The following is a 25623-nucleotide window of genomic DNA, read 5'->3' on the forward strand; positions in this document are numbered from 1 at the left end:
GCACGCATATGTTCACTACAACAGAAACGCGGCCCTGCGAGGTGGTGGTGCCACACTGCTGCCTGCTGGGCGAAGGCCCGGTGTGGGACGAAAAAACAGGCAGCATTTGCTGGGTCGATATCCTCAATGGCCGGATACATGAGTATCAACCTGCCGGAAACTCCCACCGAACCCACCAGGTGGATAGCCTGGTAGGCGCAGTGGCCATCTGCGAAAATGGCGATTTCATTGCCGGCCTGCGCGAAGGACTTTCGTTCGTAGGCAGATCGAGCGGCAGGACAAAGCTCCTCCATCACCCGGAAGCGCATCTGCCGCAAAACCGCTATAACGACGGGAAATGCGATCCGGAAGGGCGTTTCCTCATCGGCAGCACGGCTTTGAACCATAAAAAGCAGGCAGGAAATCTTTACCGGCTCGACCACGACCTGCGCTGCACAACGCAACTGCAGGGAGTGACCATGTCGAACGGCATGGCCTGGAGCCCCGATGGCAGGACGTTCTACTACATCGACACACCTACTTTCGAAGTGGCGGTGTTCGATTACGATACCAAAACCGGGCGCATCGGCCCCAAACGCTCCGCATTCCCCATCCCCCAAAAGGAAGGCCTCCCCGACGGTATGACCATCGACAGCGAAGGCATGCTCTGGATCGCGCATTGGGACGGCTGGCAAGTGGCCCGATGGAACCCGGAAACCGGCGAAAAACTGTTCAGCTTCCGGCTGCCGGTAGCCTTCGTCACTTCCTGTACGTTCGGCGGCGAAACCCTGCAAGACCTCTACATCACTTCCGCCAGCATCGGCCTCAAAGAAAAGCAACACGACGAGCAGCCGCTGGCTGGGTCGCTGTTCGTGATTAAAAACTCCGGATTCCAGGGCATGCGCCCCGGTGTATTCCGTCATTCCAAACAAGCTTCATCATGAAACTCATACGCTTTGGCAACCCGGGCAACGAAAAACCCGGTATTCTTTTGAACGGGCAGCGGAAAGACCTGTCGCACGTTTTCCACGACTGGGACAACACCTTCTTCCGCAACAACGGCCTCGAAAAACTGCGCAGCTTCCTGGAAACGGGCGGCACACAATTACCTGACGTGGAAGCGGATGCCCGGTGGGCATCCTGCGTGGCGCGGCCGGGGAAAGTGCTGTGCATCGGGCTGAATTATTCCGACCATGCGAAGGAAAGCAATATGGCCATTCCGGCCGAGCCCATTCTCTTTCAGAAGGGCGCGAACACGGTGGTGGGGCCCTACGACCCGATACTCATCCCGCGGAACAGTAAAAAAACGGATTGGGAAGTGGAATTGGGCGTGGTGATGTCGAAAGACGCGCGGTATTTGTCCACCGTAAAAGATGCGGAATCCTATATCGCAGGGTACTGCATTTCGCACGACGTATCCGAACGGGAATTCCAGCTCGAGCGCGGCGGACAGTGGACCAAAGGTAAATCCTGCGACAATTTCAACCCGCTGGGGCCTTACCTGCTCACGAAAGACGAGATCTTCAATGTCCACAATCTTTCCATGTCGCTCAAAGTGAACGGCAAACGGATGCAAACGGGCAACACCAACGCCATGATCTTCGACTGCCATCATCTCATCCATTATCTGTCGCAATTCATGACGCTGGAAGCGGGCGACCTCATCAACACCGGCACACCGCCCGGTGTAGGGCTGGGCATGGACCCGCAGCAATTCCTCCGGGAAGGCGATGTCGTGGAACTCAGCATCGACGAACTGGGCGAACAAAAACAGGTTTGTATCCCCGCCTGATCATCCCGCCAATCAAACTACAGACATGCGCAGTGAATTGAGAAAAATCCTGCCCGAACGGCTGATCCGGGACAGGTATATCGACCTTGTGGCGTTTGCTTCCGACGCCGGGTTCTATCACCTGGTGCCGAAAGCCGTGGTGCAGCCGGAAACCGAGGAGCAGATCACTTTGATTTCCCGGCTTGCGCGGCGCCACCAAGTGCCTTTGGTCTTCCGGACAGGGGGCACGAGCCTTTCCGGGCAATCCATCACCGACGGGATCCTCGTAGATCTCAGCCTCCATTGGAAGAAAATCAGGATTGAAGACGATGGCGCGCGGGTGCGGGTGCAACCCGGCATCACGGGCGCCATGGTAAATGCATACCTGAAAAAGTACAAAAGAAAGATCGGCCCCGACCCTTCCAGCATCAGCGCCGCCATGATGGGCGGCATCCTGTCGAACAACGCCAGCGGCATGTGTTGCGGCGTCCGGCAGAATTCGTACCATACCCTCAGGCACCTCCGCTTCATGCTGCCCGACGGCAATTTCTTCAATACGGAAAATGAAAACGACTACCCGCGGTTCGAAATGGCCTGTCCGGCGTTGTTTGACACGTTGAAAAATATCCGGCAAGACATATGGGCCGATGCGGCGCTTTTCGAAAAGATCAGAAAGAAGTATCAGACGAAAACGACCATCGGGTACTCCCTGAATGCGTTCATCGACTTCGAACATCCGCTCGACATCCTCGCGCACCTGCTCATCGGTGCGGAAGGAACGCTGGCTTTTATCGCGGAAGCCGTTATGGACACGGTGCCGGATTATCCCCATAAAGCTACCGCGCTGCTTTATTTCCCGACCATCGCCGCCGCCTGCCAGGCCATCCGGCCGCTGGGAGATCTGGGGGCGATGATGGTGGAACTGATGGACAGGGCTTCGCTCCGCGCCATTGAAAACCTGGAAGGGATGCCACCCATCGTCAAAACCCTGCCAAACGCGGCCACCGCGCTCCTCATCGAATTCCAGGAAAACAGCCCGGAGCGCGTAAACAGAAGGGTGCAGGCGTTCCTGGCCCAGGCCCCGCAATTATCGCTCCTCAACACGCCCGCCTTTACGACCGATCCGGCGGAACAGCAATTCCTCTGGAAAGTCCGCAAGGGCCTGTTCCCCGCGGTGGGCGCAGTGCGGGCCAGCGGCACCACGGTGGTGCTGGAAGACGTTGCGTTCCCTGTCGAAAAACTCGGCGATGCCATCGCGGCATTGCAGGAATTGTTCCGGAAACACCGGTACGATAACGCCATTATTTTCGGCCATGCGAAAGACGGGAATATTCATTTCGTGGTGACGCAATCCTTCAACACGCCCGATGAAATCGAACGGTACGACGCCTTCATCCGCGAGGTGGTAGACATGGTGCTGCGGTACGAAGGCACGTTGAAGGCCGAACACGGTACCGGCCGGAACATGGCGCCATTTGTGGAAACGGAATGGGGCGGCGAAGCCTACGCCATCATCAAACGGATAAAAAACGCCGTAGACCCGCATGGGATCTTCAACCCCGGTGTGATCGTAAACAGCGACCCGGACGTACATATCAAAAACCTCAAGCACCTGCCCGCCGTGGAAGATGAAGTGGACCGGTGCATCGAATGCGGTTATTGCGAGCACCGCTGCCCCAGCCGCGATATAACGGCCACGCCGCGCCGGAGGATCGTTTTGCGGCGGGCCCTTAAAAACCTGGAGCTTTCCGGTGACAAGCGGCAACACCGCCAACTGGAAAAGGCATTCCGGTTCGAAGGGATGGATTCATGCGCCGTGGATGGCTTGTGCGCCACCGCCTGCCCTGTCGATATCAATACCGGTGACCTCATCAAACGCCTCCGCCGCGAAAACCACTCCCCTGCCGCCAACAAGCTCGCGCTGGTGATCGCGCGGCGGTTTACGGCCGTGGAATGGTTAGTAAGAAATGTACTGCTGATCGGTACAAAAATCAATGGGGCCTTCGGCAGTGGCACTATGACCGGTTTGACGAAGCTCCTCCGCAAAGTGGTCCCCGCTTTGCCCGTCTGGCCGGCAGATGCCAGGCCGCCCGCAAAGCTGCGCACGAAATCAAGCTCATCATCCACCGGCAAAACCATCGTTTACTTCCCTGCCTGCATTTCCAGGGTGATGGGTACTTACACGGGAGAAAAGAAAGATATCCTGGAAACATTCGCCAGCGTTTGCGCCAAAGCGGGGATCGAGATGATCGTTCCCGAGGATGTTTACGGCAGCTGCTGCGGACAGATATTTTCTTCCAAAGGGTTCCAGCCCGCCTATGCCTTTACGGCCCGCAAGGTCATGCAGCAATTGTGGAACAGCACCCGGCAGGGCGCGCTACCGGTGGTAACGGACGTCAGCTCCTGCGCTTACACCCTGAAAACGATGCGCAGCGTATTGGACGAAGGGGATAAAATCCGTTTCGACCAGCTGACGATCCTGGATTCCGTGGATTTCCTGCACGACATGGTGATGCCCACGGTGGGCGCACGGGAAAACAGGCGCAACATCGTCCTCCACCCGGTTTGTTCATTGGAGAAAATGAAAACGCAGGACAAATTCATCCGGGTGGCACAGCATTTCGCCCGGCAGGTGACGGTCCCGAAATCCGCCGGATGCTGCGGCATGGCGGGCGACCGCGGGTTCCTGTTCCCGCAGCTGACGCAATCGGCCACGCAGCAGGAAGCCGGGGAAGTGCGGAGCAGCGCATATGATGGCTATTACTCCTCTACAAAAACCTGCGAAATCGCGTTATCCGAAGCCGTGCAAGCGAATTATGTATCCATCCTGTATCTGGCCGACGAAATGATGATCCCCCTTCACAATACCGACAGTCAATAAATTACATCTATCATGAAAGACAACGAGCAAGGCTTTATGCAAAGCGTGGGCAACTGCTTCGATAAAGCCGCGGAATTCACGAATTGGCCCCCCGGCATCCTGGCGCAGATCAAAGCCTGCAACGCCGTGTACAGCATAAAATTCCCCATCCGCCGCGACAACGGGCAGATCGAGGTGATCGAAGCCTACAGGGCACAGCATTCCCAACATAAAACGCCCAGCAAGGGAGGCATCCGGTTTGCCGCGGAAGTGAACCAGGACGAGGTGGTGGCGCTGGCCTCCCTCATGACGTACAAATGCGCCATCGCCAACGTGCCTTTCGGCGGCGGGAAAGGCGGCATCAAAATCGATCCGAAACGATATTCGGTGGATGAGTTGGAACGGATCACCCGGCGGTATACCGCGGAGCTGGTCAGGAAGAATTTTATCGGCCCGGGCATTGATGTGCCCGCCCCGGACTACGGCACCGGCGCGCGGGAAATGGCCTGGATGGCGGATACTTACCAGGGATTGCACCCGGGCGAGATCAACGCTCTGGGCGCGGTGACAGGCAAGCCCCTGGCCCAGGGAGGCGTCCGCGGCCGCAAGGAAGCTACGGGCCTGGGCGTATTTTACGGCCTGCAGGAGATCTGCCGGATGCCCGCCGTGATGGAACGCATCGGCCTGGCTCCTGGGATCGCGGGTAAAAAAGTAGTGGTGCAGGGATTGGGGAACGTGGGCTACCACGCCGCGAAATACCTCCAGCACGCAGGCGCAATTATTGTTGCGATCGCTGAATATGAAGGCGCTATCTACAACGAAGACGGCCTCGATGTAGACGCGGTAGTCGCCCATCGCAATGCCACCCGGTCCATCCTGTCCTTTCCTTCCGCCCGGCATTTTCACAAATCCACCGACGCGTTGGAATACCCCTGCGATATCCTCATACCCGCCGCGCTGGAAATGGTGATCACCGCCGGCAACGCGCACCGCATCCCCGCGAAGATCATCGCGGAAGCCGCCAACGGGCCGGTTTCATCGGCGGCAGATGAAATCCTCGCCCGCAAAGGCACGCTGGTGGTGCCTGACATTTACCTGAACGCGGGCGGCGTCACTGTTTCCTACTTCGAATGGCTGAAGAACCTGAGCCATGTGCGATATGGCCGCATTGAGAAACGCTTTACCGAACATATGAACAACCGGATGCTTGAGCAGATGGAAGAACTGACCGGCAAACAGATCGGCACGAACGCGCGGCAAAGCATCCTGCACGGCGCCAACGAAATCGACCTGGTATACAGCGGGTTGGAAGAAACGATGATCGCCGGAGCACGGGAGATCATGGATGCATGGGAAGCCCATCCCGCCATTCCCGATATGCGGACCGCCGCGTTCGTGGTGGCGATCAATAAAGTAGCCACCGCCTACAGCGAGCTCGGCATCTTTCCCTGACCCGTTTCCCAACAACAGGAAAAGCCTTGCAGATGCAAGGCTTTTTTAATGTACTCATCGTTAATTGTTAGTTTTTGGATATTGATGCGTCGTCTTTCATCTTGATGTCTTCCAGCCGGCTGCGGAGCCTTTCGAGGTATTTACCGGGCGCTTCGGGCAAGGGGAACGCCGGCTGAGGGTTGGCGCGGACGGCCTGCAGCGCCTGCAATGCCTGGCCGGCATCTTTCAAACTGCAATCGAATTTCTTTACCTGGTATTTTTCGGGAATGCTGGCTTCCCAGGTGCTGCGGTTTTCGATAAACCGGATGACCTGTTCCAGCGAATGCCTCGAGCTGCTGTCGGCGATAAAGCCGGCGAACTCGGTCACCGATTGCTCCGGCGTCCGGGAAGGGTCCTGGCAGAACATGCCGAAAGCGTATACGTTCATGGCTTCGATTTCGGAACCGGGCCCGTCCGTAAAGCTGAAGATCCCGTTGAGGCCTGCGTTCCGCGCGTCGGAAACGATCCGGTGCAGGTAACGGGTTTCCGCCTGGGTTGGGTGTTTTTGTCCGCTGTAACCGGTATACCCGTCATCCACTTCGTCAATGAGGAAATGCGCCCATCCCCACAAATGCTTCACGCCGCGCGCTTTCAACTTTTCCACATCCGTGGCCACGGGATAAGGTTCGGGGTCGCGTTTGGCATCCGAATAGGCTTTGAAAGCCAGCGAGCGGTAATAGTTATGCAAAGGAAATTCGATGCCGCAATCTTTGGTGATGAACCGGTCGTTGGAAGCGATCATCTTACCGTACGCCACTTCCTTATCCCAGAAATCGACGTAGAAGGGGTTGATCGTTTTATCGTCCCAATGCGTAACGGCCCAGATATTGGCGTTGTAGAAAGCATTTGGCGCTTCCTTCTTCACGATCGCCTGTACTTTGCCAGACATTTCCATCCATTTTTCGATGCCACTGCGGCCCAGGGGCACCGGCGCCCCGCCGGGATCTCCGCCGAAGAAGGAAAAGAAATCCGCTTTCGACAGCAGCCGCACCCCTTTGGCAATATCATCGAGGCGCATGGCCATGGAATCTTTGTCGTTCGGGTTGAAAGTATCCCACCACTGCTGTGGATGCGGCGAGATGTTCGACTGGATGATCACGCCCACCTTGAATCCCGCACGCTGCGCATCGGCGATGCCCTTTGCAATGCGCTCATAAAACGCGGGATGCTCCGCCCTTGGCAGCGATACGGCGATATCGATGAACTGGAGCGTATTGTACCCGCAAGCCTTCCAGAAGCGGTAATGCTGCTCCCCTGCGGGATGAAAAGCATATAAACCAACCGTCGGTATGGCCGCGTTTCGCTGTTGCTGCGCGCAGGCATTCCATATACCGGACAAGCAAACGATCAGCACAAATAAGGAGACATTTTTCATATAACCGTTGTTATTTCGTTATCAGATCCGTTAAAGTGGCTTTCATGGCTTCGAGGAGCCGGGGCGTGTAGGTTTGTACCATCGAATAGGCATTGGCGGTGCGTTCTGCCGCCGTAGCGCCCTCGCCGCGCTCCCACCAGGGCTTATCCGTCAGGAACGGCTGCAAGTGCGCCGAAGGAAAGGATTTCAACGTTTCCGTCATGGCGGGCCAATGCCAATAGCTTTTGTAACCATGTCTTTGCTGCCAACCATCCGCCGCGGCGATAAACGCCGCAAATGCCGCCGTAGTTGCCGCAGACCGGACGTCTGCGTTCTTTGCCAGTACTTCCCGCAAAGTAAACAGCGAAGCTGTCATCCGCAGCTGCGCGATCAGGTCCGTGACAAACCGTTCCGGATCACCGAAGAGGAGGCCGCTTAATTTGCCGGGTTTTAGTTTGACCTTCTGAAAACGGGCCAGCTCCTTTTCGGCGGCTTTCATCCTGCCGATATCCGCGCCCTGCAATGCTTCCCAACCGGCCACGATCGCTGTACCCGCCCCTTCGATCAGTTGATCGGCAAAAGCGATATAGTCCGCTTTTTCAGCCGGCAAGCCCAGCGCGCCCCTGGAAAAGGCGAAGGTATTGGGCAGTTGTATACAATGGGTTTGGGCATTTCCGAACACGCCGCGGCGGCCTTTGTTCTTCCCGGCATCGTAGGCGCCGGGGCCATAATTGGTATATGGGAAAGATGGCTCCCCTTCAATGGCGCCGTAGTTGTACGCCAGCACGCGGTCCTGCATCGACGAGTCGATCTGCGCACCGTAGCCCAGCCAATGGGTCGCGATGCCCCAGGGGTCCATGTGCTGCCGGCCGATGAGGGAAAGCGCGTCCTGTATCTCGGCCTGCTGGCCCATCTTGAAGTTCCCCGTGGCATGGAACCTCCCGTAAGATTCCCAGCCCGTCCAGGCCCAGTAATAGATTTCGATGCCCGGGCGCAAGCGGTCCAGCATCCGCCGGTGCGCCGCCATCAGGTAAGCAAATTCGATGTTGGTGGAATTGGGATATCCGCCCGGGTCGCTGTCGATCATGAAAATCCCGTCGCAATCCCGGAGCTGTTCCATCAGTGTCTGCCGCCAGGCAACCAGTTTACCCAGCTGCTCCGGGTCTCCGGGATCGATGTATTCATCCACCCCATACACCGGCCGGTTTTCAAATGTGTACTTCGCTGCCAGTTCATTTTTCGCGCGGATGTTCGGGCACAACACCACAAATGCCTTCATGGCAAAATCCCGGTGCGCCAGGTCTATGATCGCTTTTGTTTTCTCGAGTTGACGGCGGTCGCCGGTGGTCAGCGGTTCGGGCATCGTTTCGAGCATGGGCCAGATGAGGATGCTGTTGTAACCGAGTTGCCGGAGGCCGCCGAGGTAATTGCGCCAATCATCCAGCGACCACGTCCGGGCGGCATATGGATGATGGTAAGACCAACCGAGGTGAACATACATCCCCAGGATTTTGTCATCCGCCTTCTCCTGCGCCACCGCCGTTTGAAAGCATACCATCATCCAAAAAGCGATCGCCAAACGCCGGATCATGGTTGTTGATTTTCCATTTCCTGCAACGCCACTTTCATCGATTTGATCAGCCGCGGGGTATAATCTTCCAGCCGGGCCATGCCGTTTTTCACTTTATCGAAGGCCGTTTCCCCTTCATCGCTCACCCAGGTGAGGGTGGCCAGGGTGGCATCGAGTTGCTTCGATTTGAGTTTGGCCAGGGTTTCCTGCATCGCGGGCCAGTACCAGTGGTTGTTGTAGCCGTGCGCGCCCTGCCAGGTTTCTGTGGCGTTTATAAAGGCCGACAGTTTCTTTTTCACAGCTGCTTGCTGCGGCGTGCCGTTCAATGCGGTTTTCAGTTCATGCATCGTGCTGACCACGCGGAGCTGTAGCACCAGGTCGTTAACGAACCTTGCAGGGTTCCGGAACAGCAATCCTTCCAGGGGGCCGCTTTTCAGGGAACCGGGTTTCAGGGCCCCTAATCTTTTGATGCAACTATTCATTTTCGCCACATCTTCCCCCTGCAGCGCTTCCCAGCTTTCCACGATGAGCCTGCCCTGCCCGGGGATAAGGTCGTTGGCGAATGTGATGTAATCTGCTGTGGTAACGGGTTTGCCCTGTGCACCTCTTGCAAAGGCGAATGTATTCGGCAGCTGGATGCAGTGCGTCTGGGCGTTGCCCATCGTTCCGCGCTGGCCGCCGTTTTTACCACCATTGTATGCCCTGTCGCCCCCGTACAGCGTGAAAGGGAAAGAGGGCTCTCCTTCTATCGCGCCGTAGTTGTAGGTGATGACGCGGTTGCCCATGCCAAGGGAGTCCGCAATACCCGGACCGTAGCCGCTGCCCACGCCCCAGGGCTCCATGCGCTGCCGCGAAAGCAGGCTGATGGCGTCCATAATTTCGGAGGGCTCTCCGCGTTTCAATTCACCGGTGGCGTAAAAATGGCCATATGACTGCCAGCCGAAGTTGGCCCAGTAATCCACCTGGATACCTTTGCGGAGGCGGTCCAGCATTTTCCGGTGGGCTTGCAGAAGATAAACGAATTCCATGTTGGTGGAGTTGGGATATCCGCCGGGGTCGCTGTCGATGATCGACATGCCATCCGCTTTTGCCAGCGGGCGGAACAGTTCTTCCCGCCATGCCATCAGCTTGCCGAACGCCACGGGGTCCCCTGGATCCACGCGCTCGTCTGTATGGAAGAAAGGCCGCTTCTCGAAAGTGTACTTCCTGCCCTCTTCACTTTTGGGGGAAACATTCGGACAAAACACGATGGTAACCCGCATATCGTAATCCGCATGCGCCATGTCGATCACTTTGGCGATCTTTTGCAGGTTGGCTTCGTCGCTGGGCGTCAGCGGATTGGGCATGATTTCCAGCATGGGCCAGATGAGGATGGAATTGAACCCCAGTTTATGAATACCATCGAGGTATCCCCGCCAGTCGTCCAGCGACCAGGTCCTGGCCGCATAGGGGTTGTTGTAAGACCAATGCTGGTGGATGTACATCCCTACTTCCTTCCTGCCTATGTTTTGCTGTCCTTTCACCTGCGTGACCAGGCACATCGCCATGACTGCGATCAGTGATAATCTCAACGGTAACTTCATCGTGCAATATTTTTGAAAACTGATTTTCTGATTATTGATAGCTGCTTGCGATCGCTTTTTCCAACAGCGGCCGCATCTTTTCGTATCCGGCGCGGTTCGGGTGAACGCCATCGCCCGTTAAAACCGGGGCCAGTCCACGTTTTTCATCGGCCAGCACGGGAAAGTAATCGACGAAGGAAATCCCTTCCTCCCGGCAATACCTGCTGATTTTTTCGTTCAGCGCGGCAATGAGCGGCACGGGTTTTACGGTTTTGCAACAGGCATATTCGTAAGCGGGGATCACTGAGCACAAGACCACCTTGATCCCTTTCGCGCTCGCCATCCCGGCCATGGCGACGATGTTCCGGAATATCGAATCAACCGGCATATCCCCACCCAGCCCGGCGATATCGTTGGTGCCGCCGAGGATCACCACGGCGTGGGGATGCAGATCCATTACGTCTGCCTGAAAACGCGCCAGCATCTGCCGCGTCGTTTGCCCGCCGATCCCTTTGTTGACGTACGGCTTTCCGGCGAAGAATTCCGGCATCAGGGCCTGCCAGCCTTGTGTAATGGAATCGCCCATGAAAACGACAGGCTTCTTCCGGGCTTCTTTCTTGTGCTTCGCTACCGCACAACCCAGCATGAGGCAGCACAAAACCGCCCATGTAAATCGGTGCATCATACATATTGATATTGAAAACCGGTGTGCGCTAATGCATCATCCAGCCGCCGTCAGCGTTTAATGTCTGGCCGGTTACGAAATCGCTGTCTGCGGATGCGAGAAAAACGAACACCCCCACGATATCGTCCGTCTGTTGCCGCCGTGGGATCGCCTGTACCCCGAGCAGGAATTCGGTCGCCTTTTCCTGCGCTTCCTTCGAGCCTACTTTCTCCAGCTCCGTTTCGGTAAGCACTGCGCCGGGCGTGATGCAATTTACCATGATATTATCAGCGCCCACTTCCCGGGCCAGCGCCCGCGTAAACCCGATCACCGCGCCTTTGGACGCCACGTAATGCACATAGTTTTTCGAACCGGCGAAAAATGTCACCGACGATACGTTGATGATCTTTCCGTATTTTTTTGCTGCATATAGGGATAAACGGCCTTTGCGCAAACGAACTGCGAGCGCACGTTGTTGGTCATCACCCGGTCCCATTCCGCCACGGAGATCTCATGCCAGGCTTTCCGCGGATCGATGGCGGCGTTGTTCACCAGGATATCGACCCCACCGAAGCTTTCCACCGTTTGCCTGACCATCCTTTCTACCGCCATTTCATCCGTCACATCCGCCGCGATGGCGATCGCTTCGCCACCCTGCGCCGTAATCAGGCTCACGACCTCCGCCGCCAGCTCCGGATGCGCGAGGTGATTCACCACCACCTTCGCGCCTTCCGCTGCGAAACGCAGCGCCACCGCTTTGCCGATGGACTGCGCCGCACCGGTAATTATGGCTACTTTATCTTTCAATCGCATATCATGTCTTTTAAATTAGCTACAATTAAACCGCCCGTTTCGACCCGCTCTGCTGCCGGTCGCGCCAGAACTCGCTGATCTTCTCCAGGCTGAGGCCTTTGGTTTCCGGCACCATTTTCCAGGAGAAAAGTGCGCAGGAAGCGCAGATAGCGGCGAAGATCCAGTACACGCCGGCTGCGCTATCGAAGGTCTGGATGAACCATTCCGTCAGCATCGGGAAAAACTGTGCGGTAACGAACGATGCCGCGTACAGGAAGAAGCACACTACGGCCAGCGCCTTGCTGCGAATGCGGTTCGGGTAAATTTCCGACACGATCACCCAGCTGAGCGGCGCGAGGCCCAGTGTAAACGATCCCGTTCCGATGAGCATCGGCACCAGCGTAAACATCGGCGGCCAGTGCATCTGCAGGTTGATCGCCATGATGATGTGCCCCAGCGCCATGAGCAACACGCTCGTTATCAGCAGCCCGCGGCGGCTGAAGCGCCGGATCAGGCCGAATGCCAGGATGGTGGTCAGTAAAATGAGCAGGTAGATGGGAATGGAGCTGAGGATCGCATTGGAACCCACGCTGATGCCGGATTCCGCCAGGATGCTCGGGGCATACATCAGCATCATGTTCACACCATTGATCTGGGAAAATATCATGATGACGATCCCGATGAACAAAGCCGTTTTGATACCCGGCTGGAACAATTCCCGGAATGCGCCCGTCTCCTGTTTCAATTCTTTCTCAATTTCCTTCATTTCCAGCTCGCTTTGCTCCGGCCCGTTGATGCGCGACAGCACTTTCAGCGCTTCGCCGATTCGGTTGCGGGCCGCCAACCAGCGCGGGCTTTCGGGGATCAGCAGCAAACCTGCGATGAGCAGTGCCACCGGCACCGCCTGCGCGGCAAACATCCAGCGCCAGCCCCATCCTTCGAAAGAAAAGAAATAGCTGGTGATCACGGCCAGGTTGATGCCGATCACGTTCGACAGCTGGTTTACATTCACCAGTACGCCTCTCAGGTGTGGCGGCGATAGTTCCGCGATGTAAATGGGCGACGACATCATCGCCAACCCGATACCCACGCCGCCGAAGAACCGCCAAACCGCGAAGTCCCATATCCCGGCCGCGGCAGCCGTACCGATGGTGGAAATCATAAAGAAAAACGCGGCGAGCATCATGGTTTTCCGGCGCCCCAGGCGCTCGGTGAACCACATGCCGAACAACGGGCCCGTTACCGCGCCCAGAATCGCACTGCTGACGGCGAACCCTTTCATGGCGGCCGATAAGTTAAAATCCGCCTCCAGGAAAGGCAACGCGCCGGCGATCACCACCAGGTCGAACCCGAACAGGAATCCACCGATAGACGCCACCAGCACGATGGCATAAATGTATAACCTGCCTGCCTTGGGGACCGGGGCCCGCTGCCTGCCGGGGTCCTGTTCTATTGTGTTGACCATTATATTGCCGTGAGCCATATTGCTTGTTGATTGTAGATTATCGATTTTTTTACTTGCCGCTCATTTCGCCGAGCGCCTTCCGCATCGAAGCGAGGAGCCTCGGCGTAAAGGATTCCATCCTTGCCAGCCCGTTCTTCACCCGGTCGAACGCCGTAGCGCCCTCTTCGCTGGTCCAGGTGTGGGTATCGAGCGTGGCATTGATCGTTGGCAGATTCAGCTTGCGCAGCGTCGATTCCATCTGCGGCCAGTGCCAGGAATTGCTGTAGCCGTGCTGCCCCTGCCAGGCAGAAGCCGCGTCCACAAAAACCGCCAGCGCCTTCTTCTTCGCAGCCGCATTTTTGTTGCCGTCCACAACGGCCCTCAGTTCATACAGTGATGCCGCCATGTTCAGTTGCAGCGCCAGGTCGCGCACGAATCCTGCGGGGTCGCCGAACATCAGTCCTTTCAACGGGCCGCCCTGCAATGCGCTTTTCGGCATGCCCGTCAACTGCTTCGCTGCTTTGCGCATGCGCACGGCGTCTTCGCCCTGCAGCGCTTCCCATCCTTCTACGATTTTATTACCGGCGCCGGGAATGAGCGCATTGGCGAAAGCGGTATAATCTTCCTTCTCTACACTTTTCCCCTGCGCACCGCGGGCAAACGCAAAAGTATTCGGCAGCTGCACCACGTGCGACTGCGCATTGCCCAGCACGCCGCGTTTGCCGCCCCTGCGCCCGCCGCCGGATGCCCGGTCGCCGCCGTAGATCGTGAGCGGGAAAGCGGGCTCGTACTCGATGGCGCCGTAAGGGAACGCCAGTACTTTATCCTGCATCTGGATCGGGTCGGCGAAGTTATCTTCGAACCCGCTGTTGGCTACGCCCCAGGGCTCGTAGTGTTGTTTGGCCAGCAATTGCATGGCTTCGCGGATCTCTTCGGGGCCGCGTTTCACCAAATCGCCGGTGGCGTAGAAATTACCATAAGATTCCCAGCCGAAGTGCGCCCAGTAATTGATCTCGATGCCCGGCCGCAGGCGGTCCAGCATCCGGCGGTGCGCACCGAGGATATAAACGAATTCCATGTTGGTGGAGTGCGGGTAACCGCCGGGGTCGCTATCGATCACGAAGAGCCCGTCGGCCTGCGCCAGCGGCTTGAACAGCTTCTCGCGCCATTCCATCAGTTTGCCGAAGGCGATGGGGTCACCGGGGTCTACCCGGTCGTCTGTATGGAAAAAAGGCCGGTCTTCGAAGGTGTATTTACGGCCTTCCTCGCTTTTCGGTGATACGTTCGGACAGAATACGATAGACACCCGCATGTTGTAGTCCTGGTGCGCCATATCGATCACTTTCGCGATTTTGGCCAGGTTGGCTTCGTCGCTGGGCGTGAGCGGGTCGGGCATGATTTCCAGCATGGGCCAGATGAGGATGTAGTTGTATCCCAGCTGGTGGAGGCCGTCGAGGTACCCTTTCCAGTCGTCCAGCGTCCAGGTGCGGACGGCGTAGGGATGCTTGTAAGACCAGTGCTGGTGCATGTACATCCCCAGTATTTTTTCCGTTGAAAGCGGCCTGGTAGCGGCGGTTTGCGCGGAGGCGACCTGCATGGCAATAACAGCCCAGCAAGCCATAAATATCTTTATTGCTTTGATCATAACGTTCCCTATAAATGAAAGAAAAAATCGCTAACGCTTGTGCGTTAACAGGTGGCTGGTTAAAAATAATACGTCAGGAGAAAAATAAATGTCGGGTAATTAACCGGAATTATCACTTTGTTACCCCCTGGATAGATGTATTTAGCATTGGTCCGCGCACTTGGCGATGCTGCATTTGTACTGGTAAGGACTTTGGCCGATGCGTTCCCGGAAGACTTTGCAGAAATGGGAATTCGAATTGTACCCGCACAGGCTGGCGACTTCTGAGATCGGTTTATCCATTTCGATGAGCAGCTTACAGGCATGCGCCATGCGCTGATCTACCAGGTATTGCAGGAACGTTTTTTTCGTCTTGTTCTTGAAAAAGCGGCAGAATGAGGGCACCGTCATGCAGGCCACTTCCGCCACCTGTTCGAGGGTGATTTGCTCGTGCAGGTTGAACTTGATGAAATTGATCACTTCCAGCAGCCGGTCCGAATGCGAGACCGGTTCTTCCACGTCTTTATTGATGATCAGGTTTTTTTCTCCCGAAATGGAAATGATATTCATGATCTGCAATAATTCCAGCACTCTTTCGAAGCCGGTTTTAGAAGAGAGGGCGATCAGTTTTTCGGCGATGACGTTGCGTGTTTCCCCGTAGATATTGATGCCCTTGGATGCCTGCTTGATCATTTCGCGGATGGCGTCGAATTCGCTGACGAAATCGAACATCTGCTGGAAGATCTTCGGGTTGATGTACACGGTGATCACCTTCGACCGGAGGTTAGACCCTTCTTCGTAAAACACGGGATCGCTGAGCCAGATATGTGGAACGTTGGAACCGATGAATACCATATCTCCCGGTTCGAATGGCGCCACTTCGTTGCCGATGATCCTTTTGCCGAAGCCTTCCAGGATGAAAGTCAGTTGCAGTTCAGGATGCTTGTGAAACGACGCCTGTTCGTTATTCAATGAAGACAGGAAAGGTTGATCCCTAAAATCCAGGTACAGAGAATTGTTGATAAACGGAGTGATTTCGGTTTGTAGCAGCCTCATGTCCAAAAAGATTGGTATACACCTAAATATAACATATTATTTTTGGTTTTCCGACATACTATACTATTTTCCGGCCGGCAGATACGGCCGTTCTACAACGTGGCCATCACGTCGGATGCCGCAGCCACGGCGCGTTCTATATCTTCTTCTGTATGTGCTGCGCTGATGTACCATAATCCCCTTCCGATGACCCTTACTTTCCGGTCGTGCAGCCCGGCAATGAACTTACCAAGCTTCGCTTTATCGTAGGTGAAAGTATCCCTGTAATCCCTGACCTGGTCCAGCCCGGTGAAGCCGGAATTGAACATGGGGCCGGGCCCTTGTACCAGCAGGGGTTGCCCGTGGCGCGCGGCCGCTTCGCGCAGGCCCTCCATAAGCTGGTTGCCCAGCGCGAACATGCGCGCATAGGGCTGCTCCTGCTCCAGCACTTCTATCGTAGCCAATGCCGCCGCAATGGTGGCGTTGCTGGAATTCATCGTGCCGGCGTGGATCACTTTCGCGCTTTCGATCAAGCCCATCCATTCGCGTTTGCCCACGATGGCGCTGATCGGGTAACCACTGCCCATGGCTTTCGCGAAAATGGACATGTCTGGCGATATGCCGAAATATTGCTGTGCCCCGCCGATAGACAACCGGAAGCCCGTGATCACTTCATCAAAGATCAATGCAATGCCGTATTGGTCGCACAATGCGCGGAGCCCCTGGAGAAAGCCCTCCTGCGGCGGGATGCAGCCGCTGTTGCACATGACCGGCTCGGTGATGATGCCGGCGATCTCGTGGTGATGCGACGCCAGTTTCGCTTTCAGCAGGTCGAGGTCGTTCCAGGGCAGAATGATGAATTCGTTCCTGGCCTGTTCCGGCAAACCGCCCGACCAGGGCCAGGCTACCGGCTCTTCGCGCGGGCCGAGCGATGCGGCGTCCGGCGCGGAGATCCCCCAGGCCACGTTATCGAGCCAGCCATGGTAATGCCCTTCAAAACGGAGGAATTTCTGTTTCCCCGTTTTCGCCCGCGCCACCCGGAAAGCCGTTTGCACCGCTTCCGACCCGTCGAGGCAAAAACGCATCAGTTCCGCCGAGGGTACCAGGGCCGATAATTTCTCCGCCAGTTCGATCTCCCGGATATGCTGCCCGGCAAAGAGCTGCCCGGGCCCGGAATATTCCGTGACCGATTGCAGTACATGCGGGTGGGAATGCCCCAGGATCAGCGGGCCCTGGCTCAACGTAAAATCCAGGTACTCGTTGCCATCCACGTCGTACACGCGGCTGCCTTTGCCATGCGTGTAAAAAATGGCATGCGGGTGGTTGTACTTCCGGAATTCGGAAGACACGCCGCCTGCCAGCACCTTCTTCGCCCTTTCCAATAATTTCGCCGATTCGGTATATGCTATGCGTTCCATTCGTAAATAGTTTTAATCGTGTGTAAGTCCGCCTTCCGGCGTTCCCTTAAAGTTCCGCCGATAAGCGGGGGGAAAATGCGGGCGGCTGATCAAAAAGTATCAAACATTTAACCAGCCGCAGTTCACCCTATGCCAATGTCAGATGTATCATATACTTCACCAGCTGGTCGTCGATCAGCAGGTCTTTTCCGTTTGCCAGCCGCTGTGTCACCTTTACCGGCGGCTTCACCCCGTCGCTGATGCCTACGCTGGCGATCTTCCGGCCAAAACTGATCTTTGTCGGCACGGTGGCCATCAATTGAATTTGTTTTGCCTGGAGCAGGTCTTGCCCGCCGGGTGCGGAAAGGATGACCCTGCCTTGCGGGATGCTGCATAACAGCTTGCCGTTGATCCGCAGTTCGCCACCGCCTTCCATGAGCACAACGCCCTTGCCGGTGATTTGCACGATCCCGAAATCGCTGACGGTTAATCCGGCGGCGGTTTTCCCGTATTGCAACGCCACCGTGCGCGCAACGGGTTTGGCATCCGCCGGTTGCTCCGCTGCCAATGTAAACAGTACGCCATTTTCGGTACGGCGCGCCAGCAGCTTCACCTGCTCCCCATTTTTCACGTCCACTTTTTCGAACGCGTTGCATGCCTGCCAGGCGTCCGGCCCTTCGAACACGGCTACGCCTTTGCTGCGCAGGGCCTGGAGTGCGGAGGGGTTGGTGAGCGGATGGGGGCAGATGACGGCTTTCGTGCCCGCGGGGATCGCTTCCAGCGCGGATTCCTGCCAGACGCCGAAGAGGGCTTTACCGGCCCAGAGCGCCGCCAGCGTCTTTTTCACCGGCTCCATCGCCGACAGGTTCCCGGATGGCACAATGATGTAGACCTTTTCCGGAACAGCCACCCGCTGCAGCCCTTTGCCCATCAACCCCAGCCGGCCCAGCGCAATGGCCGCGTCGGCGGGGAATGGCGTGCCGTGGTACACCGAACCGTAGCCGGTGCCGCTGGGCGTGGGGCATAGTCCTACCCCGCGCTCGAACCAGGCGGAGTCCAGCCCGAGGTAGGGCGGGAACCAGCGCGGATCTGGCTCCAGCTGCGACGCTTCCCGGAGGGGCAGCGGCCAGTAGCACGATTCGCGGGCAAACCAGCTCACGCCCCATTCGTAAGACATGGCGCAGGCCGCACCGCCCGCCAGCGCATAGTGAACGGAAGCATCGTAATAAGCGAGGTTGTTCCATTTGCCGTTGCCGAATTCTTCGATGATCACCGGCCGGTTGGAGCCGATCGGGTCGAAGTATTGGGCAGACAAACCCGCCTGTTCCGGTGGCAGGTAATTATGCCAGGGCAGTATGGGCGCGTCTTCATTAGCGAGGTAAGTATCGCCGCCGTCCATCGTGGAGAACATATATCCCGGCATCGCCGGCTGCATGCCGCCCGCGTTGCGGATGGCGGCCGTCATTTCGTTAGACCAGCGGCGGAACAGCATCGAATCGCGCAGGGTGCCTTTCCCGGCGGGAATCCCTCTCCAGGTGGCTACCTCCGCATCCATCTGCGTTTCATCCGGATCTTTTAAATATACTTCGTTGGCAAGATTGTAGATGATATTGCCCGCACCCTTCCATCTTGCCGCCAGCAAGCCTACCAGCTCGCGTTGCAGCCCGAGGTTGCGCAGCGAGAAGCTGACGATATTGAAATCCCTTTCATGCCGGTATTCGAAATACGCATGCGTGCCGTCGGGCCTTTCAAAACCCATATGGCGGGCCCATTGCGTGAAAATGCAGATATCCAGCACGAGGCCGTGTTCCGCGGCCAGTTGAATGGCGGCGTCCATGGCGCGCAGCGAGGGCTCATCGGTAACGGGGTCTACCCACACCCGCACGATCCGGTAACCGGCCTTGCGGATGGCGGCAAAATCTTCCGCGACCTTCAACGGATGAAAATCGCGCCAGGCCCATTCCCACCAGGAGGTGGAAGGGTAATAGTGCGTCCCCGACCAGAAGCCTTCTTCGCCATCCAGCACGATGCTGGGACCTTTCACCGCCAGCATGGGCGGCGTTTGCAGCGCAGCTCCCTGCGCTACGAACCCGATGTAGCGTTTATCGATAACCACCGGTTCGCCTTCCAGCGCCAGCAATGCGGCCTTGTCCACATCCTGGAGGATCTCGAGCTGGATGGTCCACATCCCATTGCCGGCAACGGGTTTGAAATCACATAATACTTCCGTATCGCTGCCGCCGGAAGCCACGCGGCGGGTGGTGATCAGCGGCGTAAACGCACCAGCGCCGGGAGCTTTCACGGAATAGCGGAACGTTGCCGCCACTGCCTGTGTGCCCTGGTTCTGCACGCGGGTCCGCAGTTGCACCCGTTCTCCGGGATGATAAGCCGCGTAATTCGATTGATGCGCATACACCTGCAGGCCTCCCTTCCATCGCGCAGCCGTTTTTTGCAGCAGGGCCGTCCATCCTTTCACGTCCAGCGCCGCCAGCGGATTTTCGAATAAGTAGAACCAGCAGTCGCTGCCTTTGAACCTGCCCGCCGCCAGCGATGGCGCATAATAGCTCATCAGCAGGCCGGGGTACCCGGTCAGGTTCCCGAACTGGTCGTATGCTTCCAGCACGGGCAGAAAATCGGCCCGCACTTCTTCATCGATGTTATGGTTGGGCATCTCCTTCGGCGGAGCGATGTAAGCGGAAAAAGAAACCGCCGGTTTGAACGTGATATCCGCCAGCGGCATCGGCCCGTTCGCCGCAACGCTCACCGCCAAAGCGGCCTCCGACGGGCGAAACCCTCCTACCGACAAAGCCGCCGGTATCCCTTCAGGCTTCCCCACCCAGATCATCCCGTTGCCCGCGGCCAGTTCCTGCAGCAGTTTTGCTTCATCCAGCTGATGGCGCTGTAATGGCACTACGTTCGCCGGCAAATTACCGCCCACCGCACTGAGGAAAGCGCTGTCGGCCACCAGGTACAATACCGTCTTCCGGCCCGCATCGGTGGCCGCGTGCGTATCAAAAGCAGGGCCCGATGCCCCGGTAAGCCCGTCGTCCGGCCCGGTAGCGGGCGTTTCCTTCGGCTTGCCCGGCGAACTGCCCCAAGCGGCCACGGGCGCCACCACGCCGGCCGAGCCCAGGGCCAGTAATCTCAGCGTTTCTCTTCTGTTCATAGCTATTTACCTTGATTTACATGCATGATCCCTTTTCGTATTCCGCAGCTTCCAGCAAGCCTTTGAGGTAACCCAACGCAAAGAGGCGCCCCACTTCGCCGTATCCCGGCTCGCGGTTGTTCTCGCCTTCCATGGTAGGCACGTGATCGATCCGGACGGGCCCGTCGAACGCAACGGCGGTATAAGCTTTCACGGCGGCGTACATATCGGTTTGCCCGTCGTCGTGGAAGGTTTCCGAAAACGCATGCGCCTGGCCGCGTATATCGCGGAAATGCACGAAGAATATTTTACCGGCCTTACCGAGTTCGAGGATTTCGTGCGGAATGTCTGCCCCCGCCGCGGCGAGGCTGCCCTGGCATAAGGTAACGCCGCTGTTGGCGCTGGGCACGAGGTTGATCGCGCGTTTCAATGCCGCGGGGCTGGTAATGATGCGGGAAATCCCCTGGATGGGCGAAACGGGGGGATCGTCGGGGTGGAGCGCGAGTTTCACGTTAGCCGCTTCCGCGACGGGGATCACCCTTTCCAGGAAATACTGCAGGTTATCCCACAACCTTTCCTCCGGCACGATGCCCGCCGGGGTCAGCGGTGCATCTTTCATCAGCGCATGATTATAGCTCGTTACCAACGCGCCGCCACGGGTGGGTGTAGACACGGAGGTGCGGAGCCAGTTGAATCCCGCCATAAAATTGTAACAGAACACGGGGATGTCCAGCGCCCCCATATTCCGGATCAACTGCTGGCACAGGGCAATATCTTCATCCCGCCCGTCGATGCCCAGTTTCATCCGGTGCATTTGCGCATCCAGCCCGGGCTCTATCACTTCCAGCTTAAAGCCGAAATCATCAAAACGCTGCTTCATATGCAGCAGGTCCATGTACTCGTAAGAGGGTGTACCGTCTGCCTGCACCGGCAACCGGGCTACCGCATGTGTTACGCCTGCCTGTTTAGCCAGCCTCCATAGCCGGTCGGGGTACTGTGACAGCACTTCTGCTATTTTCATTTCGTATGTATTTTACTGATTCTTATAATTTGATACTCGATACGCCTCCGGGGCCGGGCTCTCCGTAGCCGCCCGTCACGATCATCTCTCCTTCCAGCAGGCAGAGGTTGCTGGTGAGCGGGTACCCCGTCCGCACCGTATCCACCAACATCCCATCTTCATCCAACATCTGCACCGCCTGCATGCCGTAATGCGCTACGTACAACAAGCCATCCTTTCCCATACGGACGCCATCCGGCAGGTTCTGGACGATGTCTCCCGACGGGTGTTCCGGTAGCCGCGCCCACTCTTCCCACTTCCCGTCGGGCAGTCCCGGTCCGCGAAGGGCGCAAGTCAGGATCCGGTTGCGGTAGCTTTCGGCTACGAACAAGCGTTTGCCATCCGCGCTCAGTGCAATGCCGTTGGGAAAATCGAAACCCTTGCCCACGATGCGCTGCGATCCGTCTGTTCCGAAATAGCACACCATCCCCGATTCCCGCACGGAATCGGTAAAGTACATCCCGCCATCCGCGTCGGCCGTCAAGTCGTTGGGCGCACGCAGCGTCTGGCCGTCGCAGGTGTCTTTGATGGCATAGCCTTTACGCTCGCCGTCTGGCCCGAAGCGGGCAATGCCCGCCTGCCCGCTGTCGCAGATGAGGTGGTCGCCATTGGGGTGGATGTACTGGCCGTTGGGACATTTCGCGTAGGCCCAGTGCGACAACTTTCCTTCCGTGTCCATTTTGAAAATGATGCCACCGGTCAATGTGGTAAAAAACAGGTTACCCTGTGCATCCATGGCCGGGCCTTCCGTGTACCACGGCAGCTCCGCCAGCCGTTCAACGATGGTGACCGATATCATCTTGTTCATTTTATATCCTGTTCAAATGGAAACAATGGTTGGCGGCGATGGCGGTAAGTGAACCGCGTCATATCGGCCTGTGTAACGCCGGGCGTGTTCACCTGTACGATCGTGGGGCACACCGGACCGTACGCCGCGATCGGCGCATTCACGCCTTTGGCCACTACCGCGTTGAATTGTTGCGGATGAATGCCGAAAGCCGTCAGTTGCCGCAGGCTGAAAGGCGGCACGCGCAAGGATGTGAGCATGATCACGTTCCCGCCGCCGGTTTGCACGATGGCGATTTTCCCCATATCGAAATTTACTTGTCCGCCGTGCCGGGGACTATCTTCCGAAAACTTCCCGTCTGCTTCCATGAGGAGGCGCACGGGAATGGTGAATGCCGTTTCTCCCTGCATATATCCCCCCTCCGCATTGCCGGGCGAAAGGGAAAAGGTTTCGCCGGGCTGGTGTTTCAACGCTTCGGCGACGGATGCAGGATCGTAGATGCAGATAAAGCAACCAGACATCTTGTACGCTTCCGCTGCGGCGAGCAGAAAGGCGCTGTTGCCCGGGGAGCCGCCGCCCACATTATCGCCCATATCCAGCAGCAATACCGGTTTGGCCCACTCCTGCATCTTTGGCAGCAGCGTGGCGATATCGTGTTTCACTGCCACGAAATCAGCACGGCGATCGATCAGTCTGTCTTTCAATTCCATCCCAATGCGATCGCATAATTGCGGTTTGTTATCGGTGACAACAATGAATGCGCTCCCCATTTCCGGCACATCGGCATATGGAAAACCGAGCAAGATGCTGATGGAAAGAACGCCCGGTTGCCCGGCCGCTTCCCGCGCCTGGTCATATAATCCTTTGCAGGGCTCCGCTGCAGTAAATTGCTGCTCGATGCTGATGGCGACCGGCGTTTGTACGAGTTGCTGTACGGGCCGTATGTTGCCTTTCAGCGTTTCCACCATCAGCGTGGCCGCCTTTTTACCGGTTTCACGCTGGTCGATGTGGGGATTGGTGCTGTAGGCGATCAATGCGTTAGTGGCTGCGGTCATCGCCGGGCTCACATTGGCGTGGGGGTCCAGCGTTCCGATGATGGGCATATCGGGGCCCAGGCGCTGCCGGAGCAGGGTCAGCCAATGGCCGTCCATATCCGGATGCTTTTCGGAAACTCCCGCCCCATGCGGTACCACGAGGCAGCCGTCGATGGGCAATACTGCATCCAGCCCGCGCATCATTTCTTCCAGCAGCGTTTCGTAGGTTCCGGCGCTGACCGTTCCGCCGGGCGTGGCTTCGGCGTACATGACGGGTACTGCCGTGATCGTATTTTCTTCCAGCACTTCCAGCATCCCACCGATTTCGTGGAAGGCATGGCGGTACTCCCGCGCAATGGCGTCTCCCTTCAGCCAGTGGCTGTTTTGGAAATCGTCGAGCGTAGTGGGCTTGTTGATGAAGGTGTTGGATTCGTGGTAAATACCCAGAATGGCTATGCGCAGCCGTTTGCCGTCAAAACTCATGTCTGTATCGTTTTTATTGAGGGTAGCCGGGATTTTGCGGCTTGAGGTTCGGGTTGTTCTGCATTTCCAGCCTCGGGAGCGGGAAGAGCAGATGCCTGGCCTGCAAAGGCTGGTTGGAATTCAGGTTCACGTGCCCTACGAAATCATCGAACCCTTTGTTGGTTTCGTTGTAGACTTTCCGCAACCGGACCATATCGAACCAGGTGATGCCTTCGTAGCAGAGCTCATGCCAGCGCTCGCGCCATACCGCTTCGCGGAACGACTGCTGCGTGAAAGTGCCCATGCCCGCGGTGGTCAGCTCTGCCCTGTCGCGGATTTTTTTCAGGGCATTATATGCCGCGGGGTTGATGCCGCCACTTTCATTCTGGGCTTCCGCGTACATCAGCAGCACCTCCGCGTAGCGGATCTGCATCAGGTTGAGATCATCCTGCCCCGTGCCAGTTTTGCCGGCCGTTCCGAAAGCTATCGTGTTGAAGAATTTGAAGATGTACGGCGCGCCCAGCTGAAAGAGGGCGCCGCTGCCGTTCGTGTAATAGCTGGTATAGAAGAAGCCTTCGCGGTCTTTCGCGCGGAGGTCCCCGGTTTCATACGTCGCGTAGAATGAGCGGGTGGGCACGGTGGTGCCGGTCCAGCCGCCGAAAACCGTCACCGGTTTGTTGTTGGGCAGCATGTGCAACATGGGGTTGGCTTCCACGTCGGCCAGGTATTGGATACTGAAAAGCAATTCCAGCTTATTTTCTTCCGCTACGCTGTGCAGCGCGCCGTAATTCGGGAAAAGATCGATCTGCGCGGGATTCGCATCTGCATAGTCGATGATTTCCTTCGACTTATCGGCCGCCAGTTTGTAATAAGCCGCCCCCTTGTTCAGCGGTTGCCCCGCCATGGTCAGGTATACCCTCGCCAGCTGGGCCTTCACCGCGGCGAGCGACACCCGGCCGGAAGCATCCATCCAGGGCAGTCCGGCCGCTTCGGCCGCCAGCAGATCTTCCACGACCAGGTCGTACACCTTTTCCTGCCCTGTTCTCACCGGCATGAAATCTTCCGACGATGCCGTCTGGGGTTTGGTGATGAGGGGAACATCTCCCCACAGCCTCACCGCATAAAAATAAGCCCATGCCCGCAGGAAGCGCGCTTCTCCCAGGATGCGCTGCTTCTGCGCATCGTTCATAGGGTTAATGCCCGGTACTTTATCGATCACCTGGTTGGCCTGCGCGATCACGCGGTAGAGGCCGTTCCACCATTGCGCCACGTGGAGATTATTGCCGTCGTACGAAAGTGCGTACAGGTTATTGAGGTTCGTATTCTCAGTGGCTTCCGCCGTGGATGTTCCCGTAACCGCTTCCAGCATCTGCCAGTTGCCGGAAAAGATGGCGGCGGCATTGCCGATGAACCGTGTTTCCGCGTACACCGCCGCAATGGCGGCTTCCGCATGTTCGGGGATCGTATAAAAACTTTCGGATGTAAGGCTGGAAGGATTGTTTTCCTCCAGGAACTTGCTGCAGCCTGTACCCAGCATCAACACGCCTGCCAGCAACCATTTACCTGCTATATTCGTCTTCATCGGAAAAAGC

17 protein-coding genes and 1 pseudogene are annotated in these 25623 nt (G+C 57.2%); 4 read left to right on the plus strand and 14 right to left on the minus strand.

Annotated features, from left to right (window positions below; translation table 11 throughout):
- Positions 1-8: 8 nt before the first annotated feature.
- The 4 genes from WJU22_RS22170 to WJU22_RS22185 are packed head-to-tail and all read left to right on the plus strand — an operon-like array spanning position 9 to position 6062.
- A complete protein-coding gene (locus WJU22_RS22170; protein ID WP_341840361.1) occupies positions 9-923 on the plus strand; it encodes an SMP-30/gluconolactonase/LRE family protein in 915 nt (304 codons plus the stop codon).
- Positions 920-1771 (plus strand): fumarylacetoacetate hydrolase family protein, encoded by an 852-nt coding sequence (locus WJU22_RS22175; RefSeq protein ID WP_341840362.1) that lies wholly within the window; start codon positions 920-922, stop codon positions 1769-1771. Before WJU22_RS22170 ends, WJU22_RS22175 begins: the two co-directional genes overlap by 4 nt.
- A 25-nt stretch (positions 1772-1796) precedes the next feature.
- Positions 1797-4631 (plus strand): FAD-binding and (Fe-S)-binding domain-containing protein, encoded by a 2835-nt coding sequence (locus WJU22_RS22180; RefSeq protein ID WP_341840363.1) that lies wholly within the window; start codon positions 1797-1799, stop codon positions 4629-4631.
- 12 nt (positions 4632-4643) lie between these two features.
- Complete coding sequence (locus tag WJU22_RS22185) at positions 4644-6062, plus strand: Glu/Leu/Phe/Val dehydrogenase (protein WP_341840364.1); 1419 nt, start codon at positions 4644-4646, stop codon at positions 6060-6062.
- A gap of 67 nt (positions 6063-6129) precedes the next feature.
- On the opposite strand, the gene WJU22_RS22190 is transcribed toward WJU22_RS22185, so the two are convergent.
- The 14 genes and pseudogenes from WJU22_RS22190 to WJU22_RS22260 form a co-directional block, all read right to left on the minus strand.
- Positions 6130-7476, minus strand: a complete 1347-nt coding sequence (locus WJU22_RS22190) for a hypothetical protein (protein WP_341840365.1) — start codon at positions 7474-7476, stop codon at positions 6130-6132.
- 10 nt (positions 7477-7486) lie between these two features.
- A complete protein-coding gene (locus tag WJU22_RS22195) occupies positions 7487-9046 on the minus strand; it encodes a hypothetical protein (protein WP_341840366.1) in 1560 nt (519 codons plus the stop codon).
- The gene (locus tag WJU22_RS22200; RefSeq protein WP_341840367.1) at positions 9043-10608 is read right to left on the minus strand and encodes a hypothetical protein; all 1566 of its coding nucleotides are present in this window, start codon (positions 10606-10608) and stop codon (positions 9043-9045) included. Before WJU22_RS22200 ends, WJU22_RS22195 begins: the two co-directional genes overlap by 4 nt.
- A gap of 31 nt (positions 10609-10639) precedes the next feature.
- A complete protein-coding gene (locus WJU22_RS22205; protein ID WP_341840368.1) occupies positions 10640-11272 on the minus strand; it encodes an SGNH/GDSL hydrolase family protein in 633 nt (210 codons plus the stop codon).
- Positions 11273-11300: 28 nt separating this feature from the next.
- Positions 11301-12064: pseudogene (locus WJU22_RS27310) on the minus strand (SDR family NAD(P)-dependent oxidoreductase).
- A 25-nt stretch (positions 12065-12089) separates the two neighbouring features.
- Positions 12090-13508, minus strand: coding sequence for a sugar porter family MFS transporter (locus tag WJU22_RS22220; protein WP_341840371.1), 1419 nt, complete (start codon positions 13506-13508; stop codon positions 12090-12092).
- 49 nt (positions 13509-13557) lie between these two features.
- Positions 13558-15132, minus strand: a complete 1575-nt coding sequence (locus WJU22_RS22225; protein ID WP_341840372.1) for a hypothetical protein — start codon at positions 15130-15132, stop codon at positions 13558-13560.
- A gap of 141 nt (positions 15133-15273) precedes the next feature.
- On the minus strand, positions 15274-16167 hold the full coding sequence (locus WJU22_RS22230) for an AraC family transcriptional regulator (RefSeq protein ID WP_341840373.1): 894 nt from the start codon (positions 16165-16167) through the stop codon (positions 15274-15276).
- 92 nt (positions 16168-16259) lie between these two features.
- On the minus strand, positions 16260-17564 hold the full coding sequence (locus WJU22_RS22235; RefSeq protein WP_341840374.1) for an aspartate aminotransferase family protein: 1305 nt from the start codon (positions 17562-17564) through the stop codon (positions 16260-16262).
- A 127-nt stretch (positions 17565-17691) separates the two neighbouring features.
- Positions 17692-20709 carry a hypothetical protein gene (locus WJU22_RS22240; RefSeq protein WP_341840375.1) on the minus strand — a complete coding sequence of 1006 codons (3018 nt, stop codon included), beginning with the start codon at positions 20707-20709 and terminating at the stop codon, positions 17692-17694.
- Between the two features lie 16 nt (positions 20710-20725).
- Positions 20726-21709 carry a mannonate dehydratase gene (locus WJU22_RS22245; RefSeq protein WP_341840376.1) on the minus strand — a complete coding sequence of 328 codons (984 nt, stop codon included), beginning with the start codon at positions 21707-21709 and terminating at the stop codon, positions 20726-20728.
- A 22-nt stretch (positions 21710-21731) separates the two neighbouring features.
- The gene (locus WJU22_RS22250; protein WP_341840377.1) at positions 21732-22556 is read right to left on the minus strand and encodes an SMP-30/gluconolactonase/LRE family protein; all 825 of its coding nucleotides are present in this window, start codon (positions 22554-22556) and stop codon (positions 21732-21734) included.
- Entirely contained in the window at positions 22553-24052 is a 1500-nt protein-coding gene (locus tag WJU22_RS22255; protein WP_341840378.1) for a M81 family metallopeptidase, read from the minus strand. Before WJU22_RS22255 ends, WJU22_RS22250 begins: the two co-directional genes overlap by 4 nt.
- 13 nt (positions 24053-24065) lie before the next feature.
- Positions 24066-25613: a RagB/SusD family nutrient uptake outer membrane protein gene (locus WJU22_RS22260; protein ID WP_341840379.1), complete on the minus strand. Its 1548-nt coding sequence runs from the start codon at positions 25611-25613 to the stop codon at positions 24066-24068.
- Between the last annotated feature and the right edge of the window lie 10 nt (positions 25614-25623).

Source organism: Chitinophaga caseinilytica (assembly GCF_038396765.1).
GTDB lineage: Bacteria > Bacteroidota > Bacteroidia > Chitinophagales > Chitinophagaceae > Chitinophaga > Chitinophaga caseinilytica.

What these genes read in the sequence shown, in the direction of transcription:
- WJU22_RS22225 (WP_341840372.1), bottom strand. Translation starts at nt 15,132, where the DNA reads ATGATCAAAGCAATAAAGATATTTATGGCTTGCTGGGCTGTTATTGCC.
- WJU22_RS22180 (WP_341840363.1), top strand. Translation starts at nt 1,797, where the DNA reads ATGCGCAGTGAATTGAGAAAAATCCTGCCCGAACGGCTGATCCGGGAC.
- WJU22_RS22230 (WP_341840373.1), bottom strand. Translation starts at nt 16,167, where the DNA reads ATGAGGCTGCTACAAACCGAAATCACTCCGTTTATCAACAATTCTCTG.
- WJU22_RS22170 (WP_341840361.1), top strand. Translation starts at nt 9, where the DNA reads ATGTTCACTACAACAGAAACGCGGCCCTGCGAGGTGGTGGTGCCACAC.
- WJU22_RS22240 (WP_341840375.1), bottom strand. Translation starts at nt 20,709, where the DNA reads ATGAACAGAAGAGAAACGCTGAGATTACTGGCCCTGGGCTCGGCCGGC.
- WJU22_RS22250 (WP_341840377.1), bottom strand. Translation starts at nt 22,556, where the DNA reads ATGAACAAGATGATATCGGTCACCATCGTTGAACGGCTGGCGGAGCTG.
- WJU22_RS22195 (WP_341840366.1), bottom strand. Translation starts at nt 9,046, where the DNA reads ATGATCCGGCGTTTGGCGATCGCTTTTTGGATGATGGTATGCTTTCAA.
- WJU22_RS22205 (WP_341840368.1), bottom strand. Translation starts at nt 11,272, where the DNA reads ATGATGCACCGATTTACATGGGCGGTTTTGTGCTGCCTCATGCTGGGT.
- WJU22_RS22220 (WP_341840371.1), bottom strand. Translation starts at nt 13,508, where the DNA reads ATGGTCAACACAATAGAACAGGACCCCGGCAGGCAGCGGGCCCCGGTC.
- WJU22_RS22200 (WP_341840367.1), bottom strand. Translation starts at nt 10,608, where the DNA reads ATGAAGTTACCGTTGAGATTATCACTGATCGCAGTCATGGCGATGTGC.
- WJU22_RS22260 (WP_341840379.1), bottom strand. Translation starts at nt 25,613, where the DNA reads ATGAAGACGAATATAGCAGGTAAATGGTTGCTGGCAGGCGTGTTGATG.
- WJU22_RS22245 (WP_341840376.1), bottom strand. Translation starts at nt 21,709, where the DNA reads ATGAAAATAGCAGAAGTGCTGTCACAGTACCCCGACCGGCTATGGAGG.
- WJU22_RS22235 (WP_341840374.1), bottom strand. Translation starts at nt 17,564, where the DNA reads ATGGAACGCATAGCATATACCGAATCGGCGAAATTATTGGAAAGGGCG.
- WJU22_RS22190 (WP_341840365.1), bottom strand. Translation starts at nt 7,476, where the DNA reads ATGAAAAATGTCTCCTTATTTGTGCTGATCGTTTGCTTGTCCGGTATA.
- WJU22_RS22175 (WP_341840362.1), top strand. Translation starts at nt 920, where the DNA reads ATGAAACTCATACGCTTTGGCAACCCGGGCAACGAAAAACCCGGTATT.
- WJU22_RS22185 (WP_341840364.1), top strand. Translation starts at nt 4,644, where the DNA reads ATGAAAGACAACGAGCAAGGCTTTATGCAAAGCGTGGGCAACTGCTTC.
- WJU22_RS22255 (WP_341840378.1), bottom strand. Translation starts at nt 24,052, where the DNA reads ATGAGTTTTGACGGCAAACGGCTGCGCATAGCCATTCTGGGTATTTAC.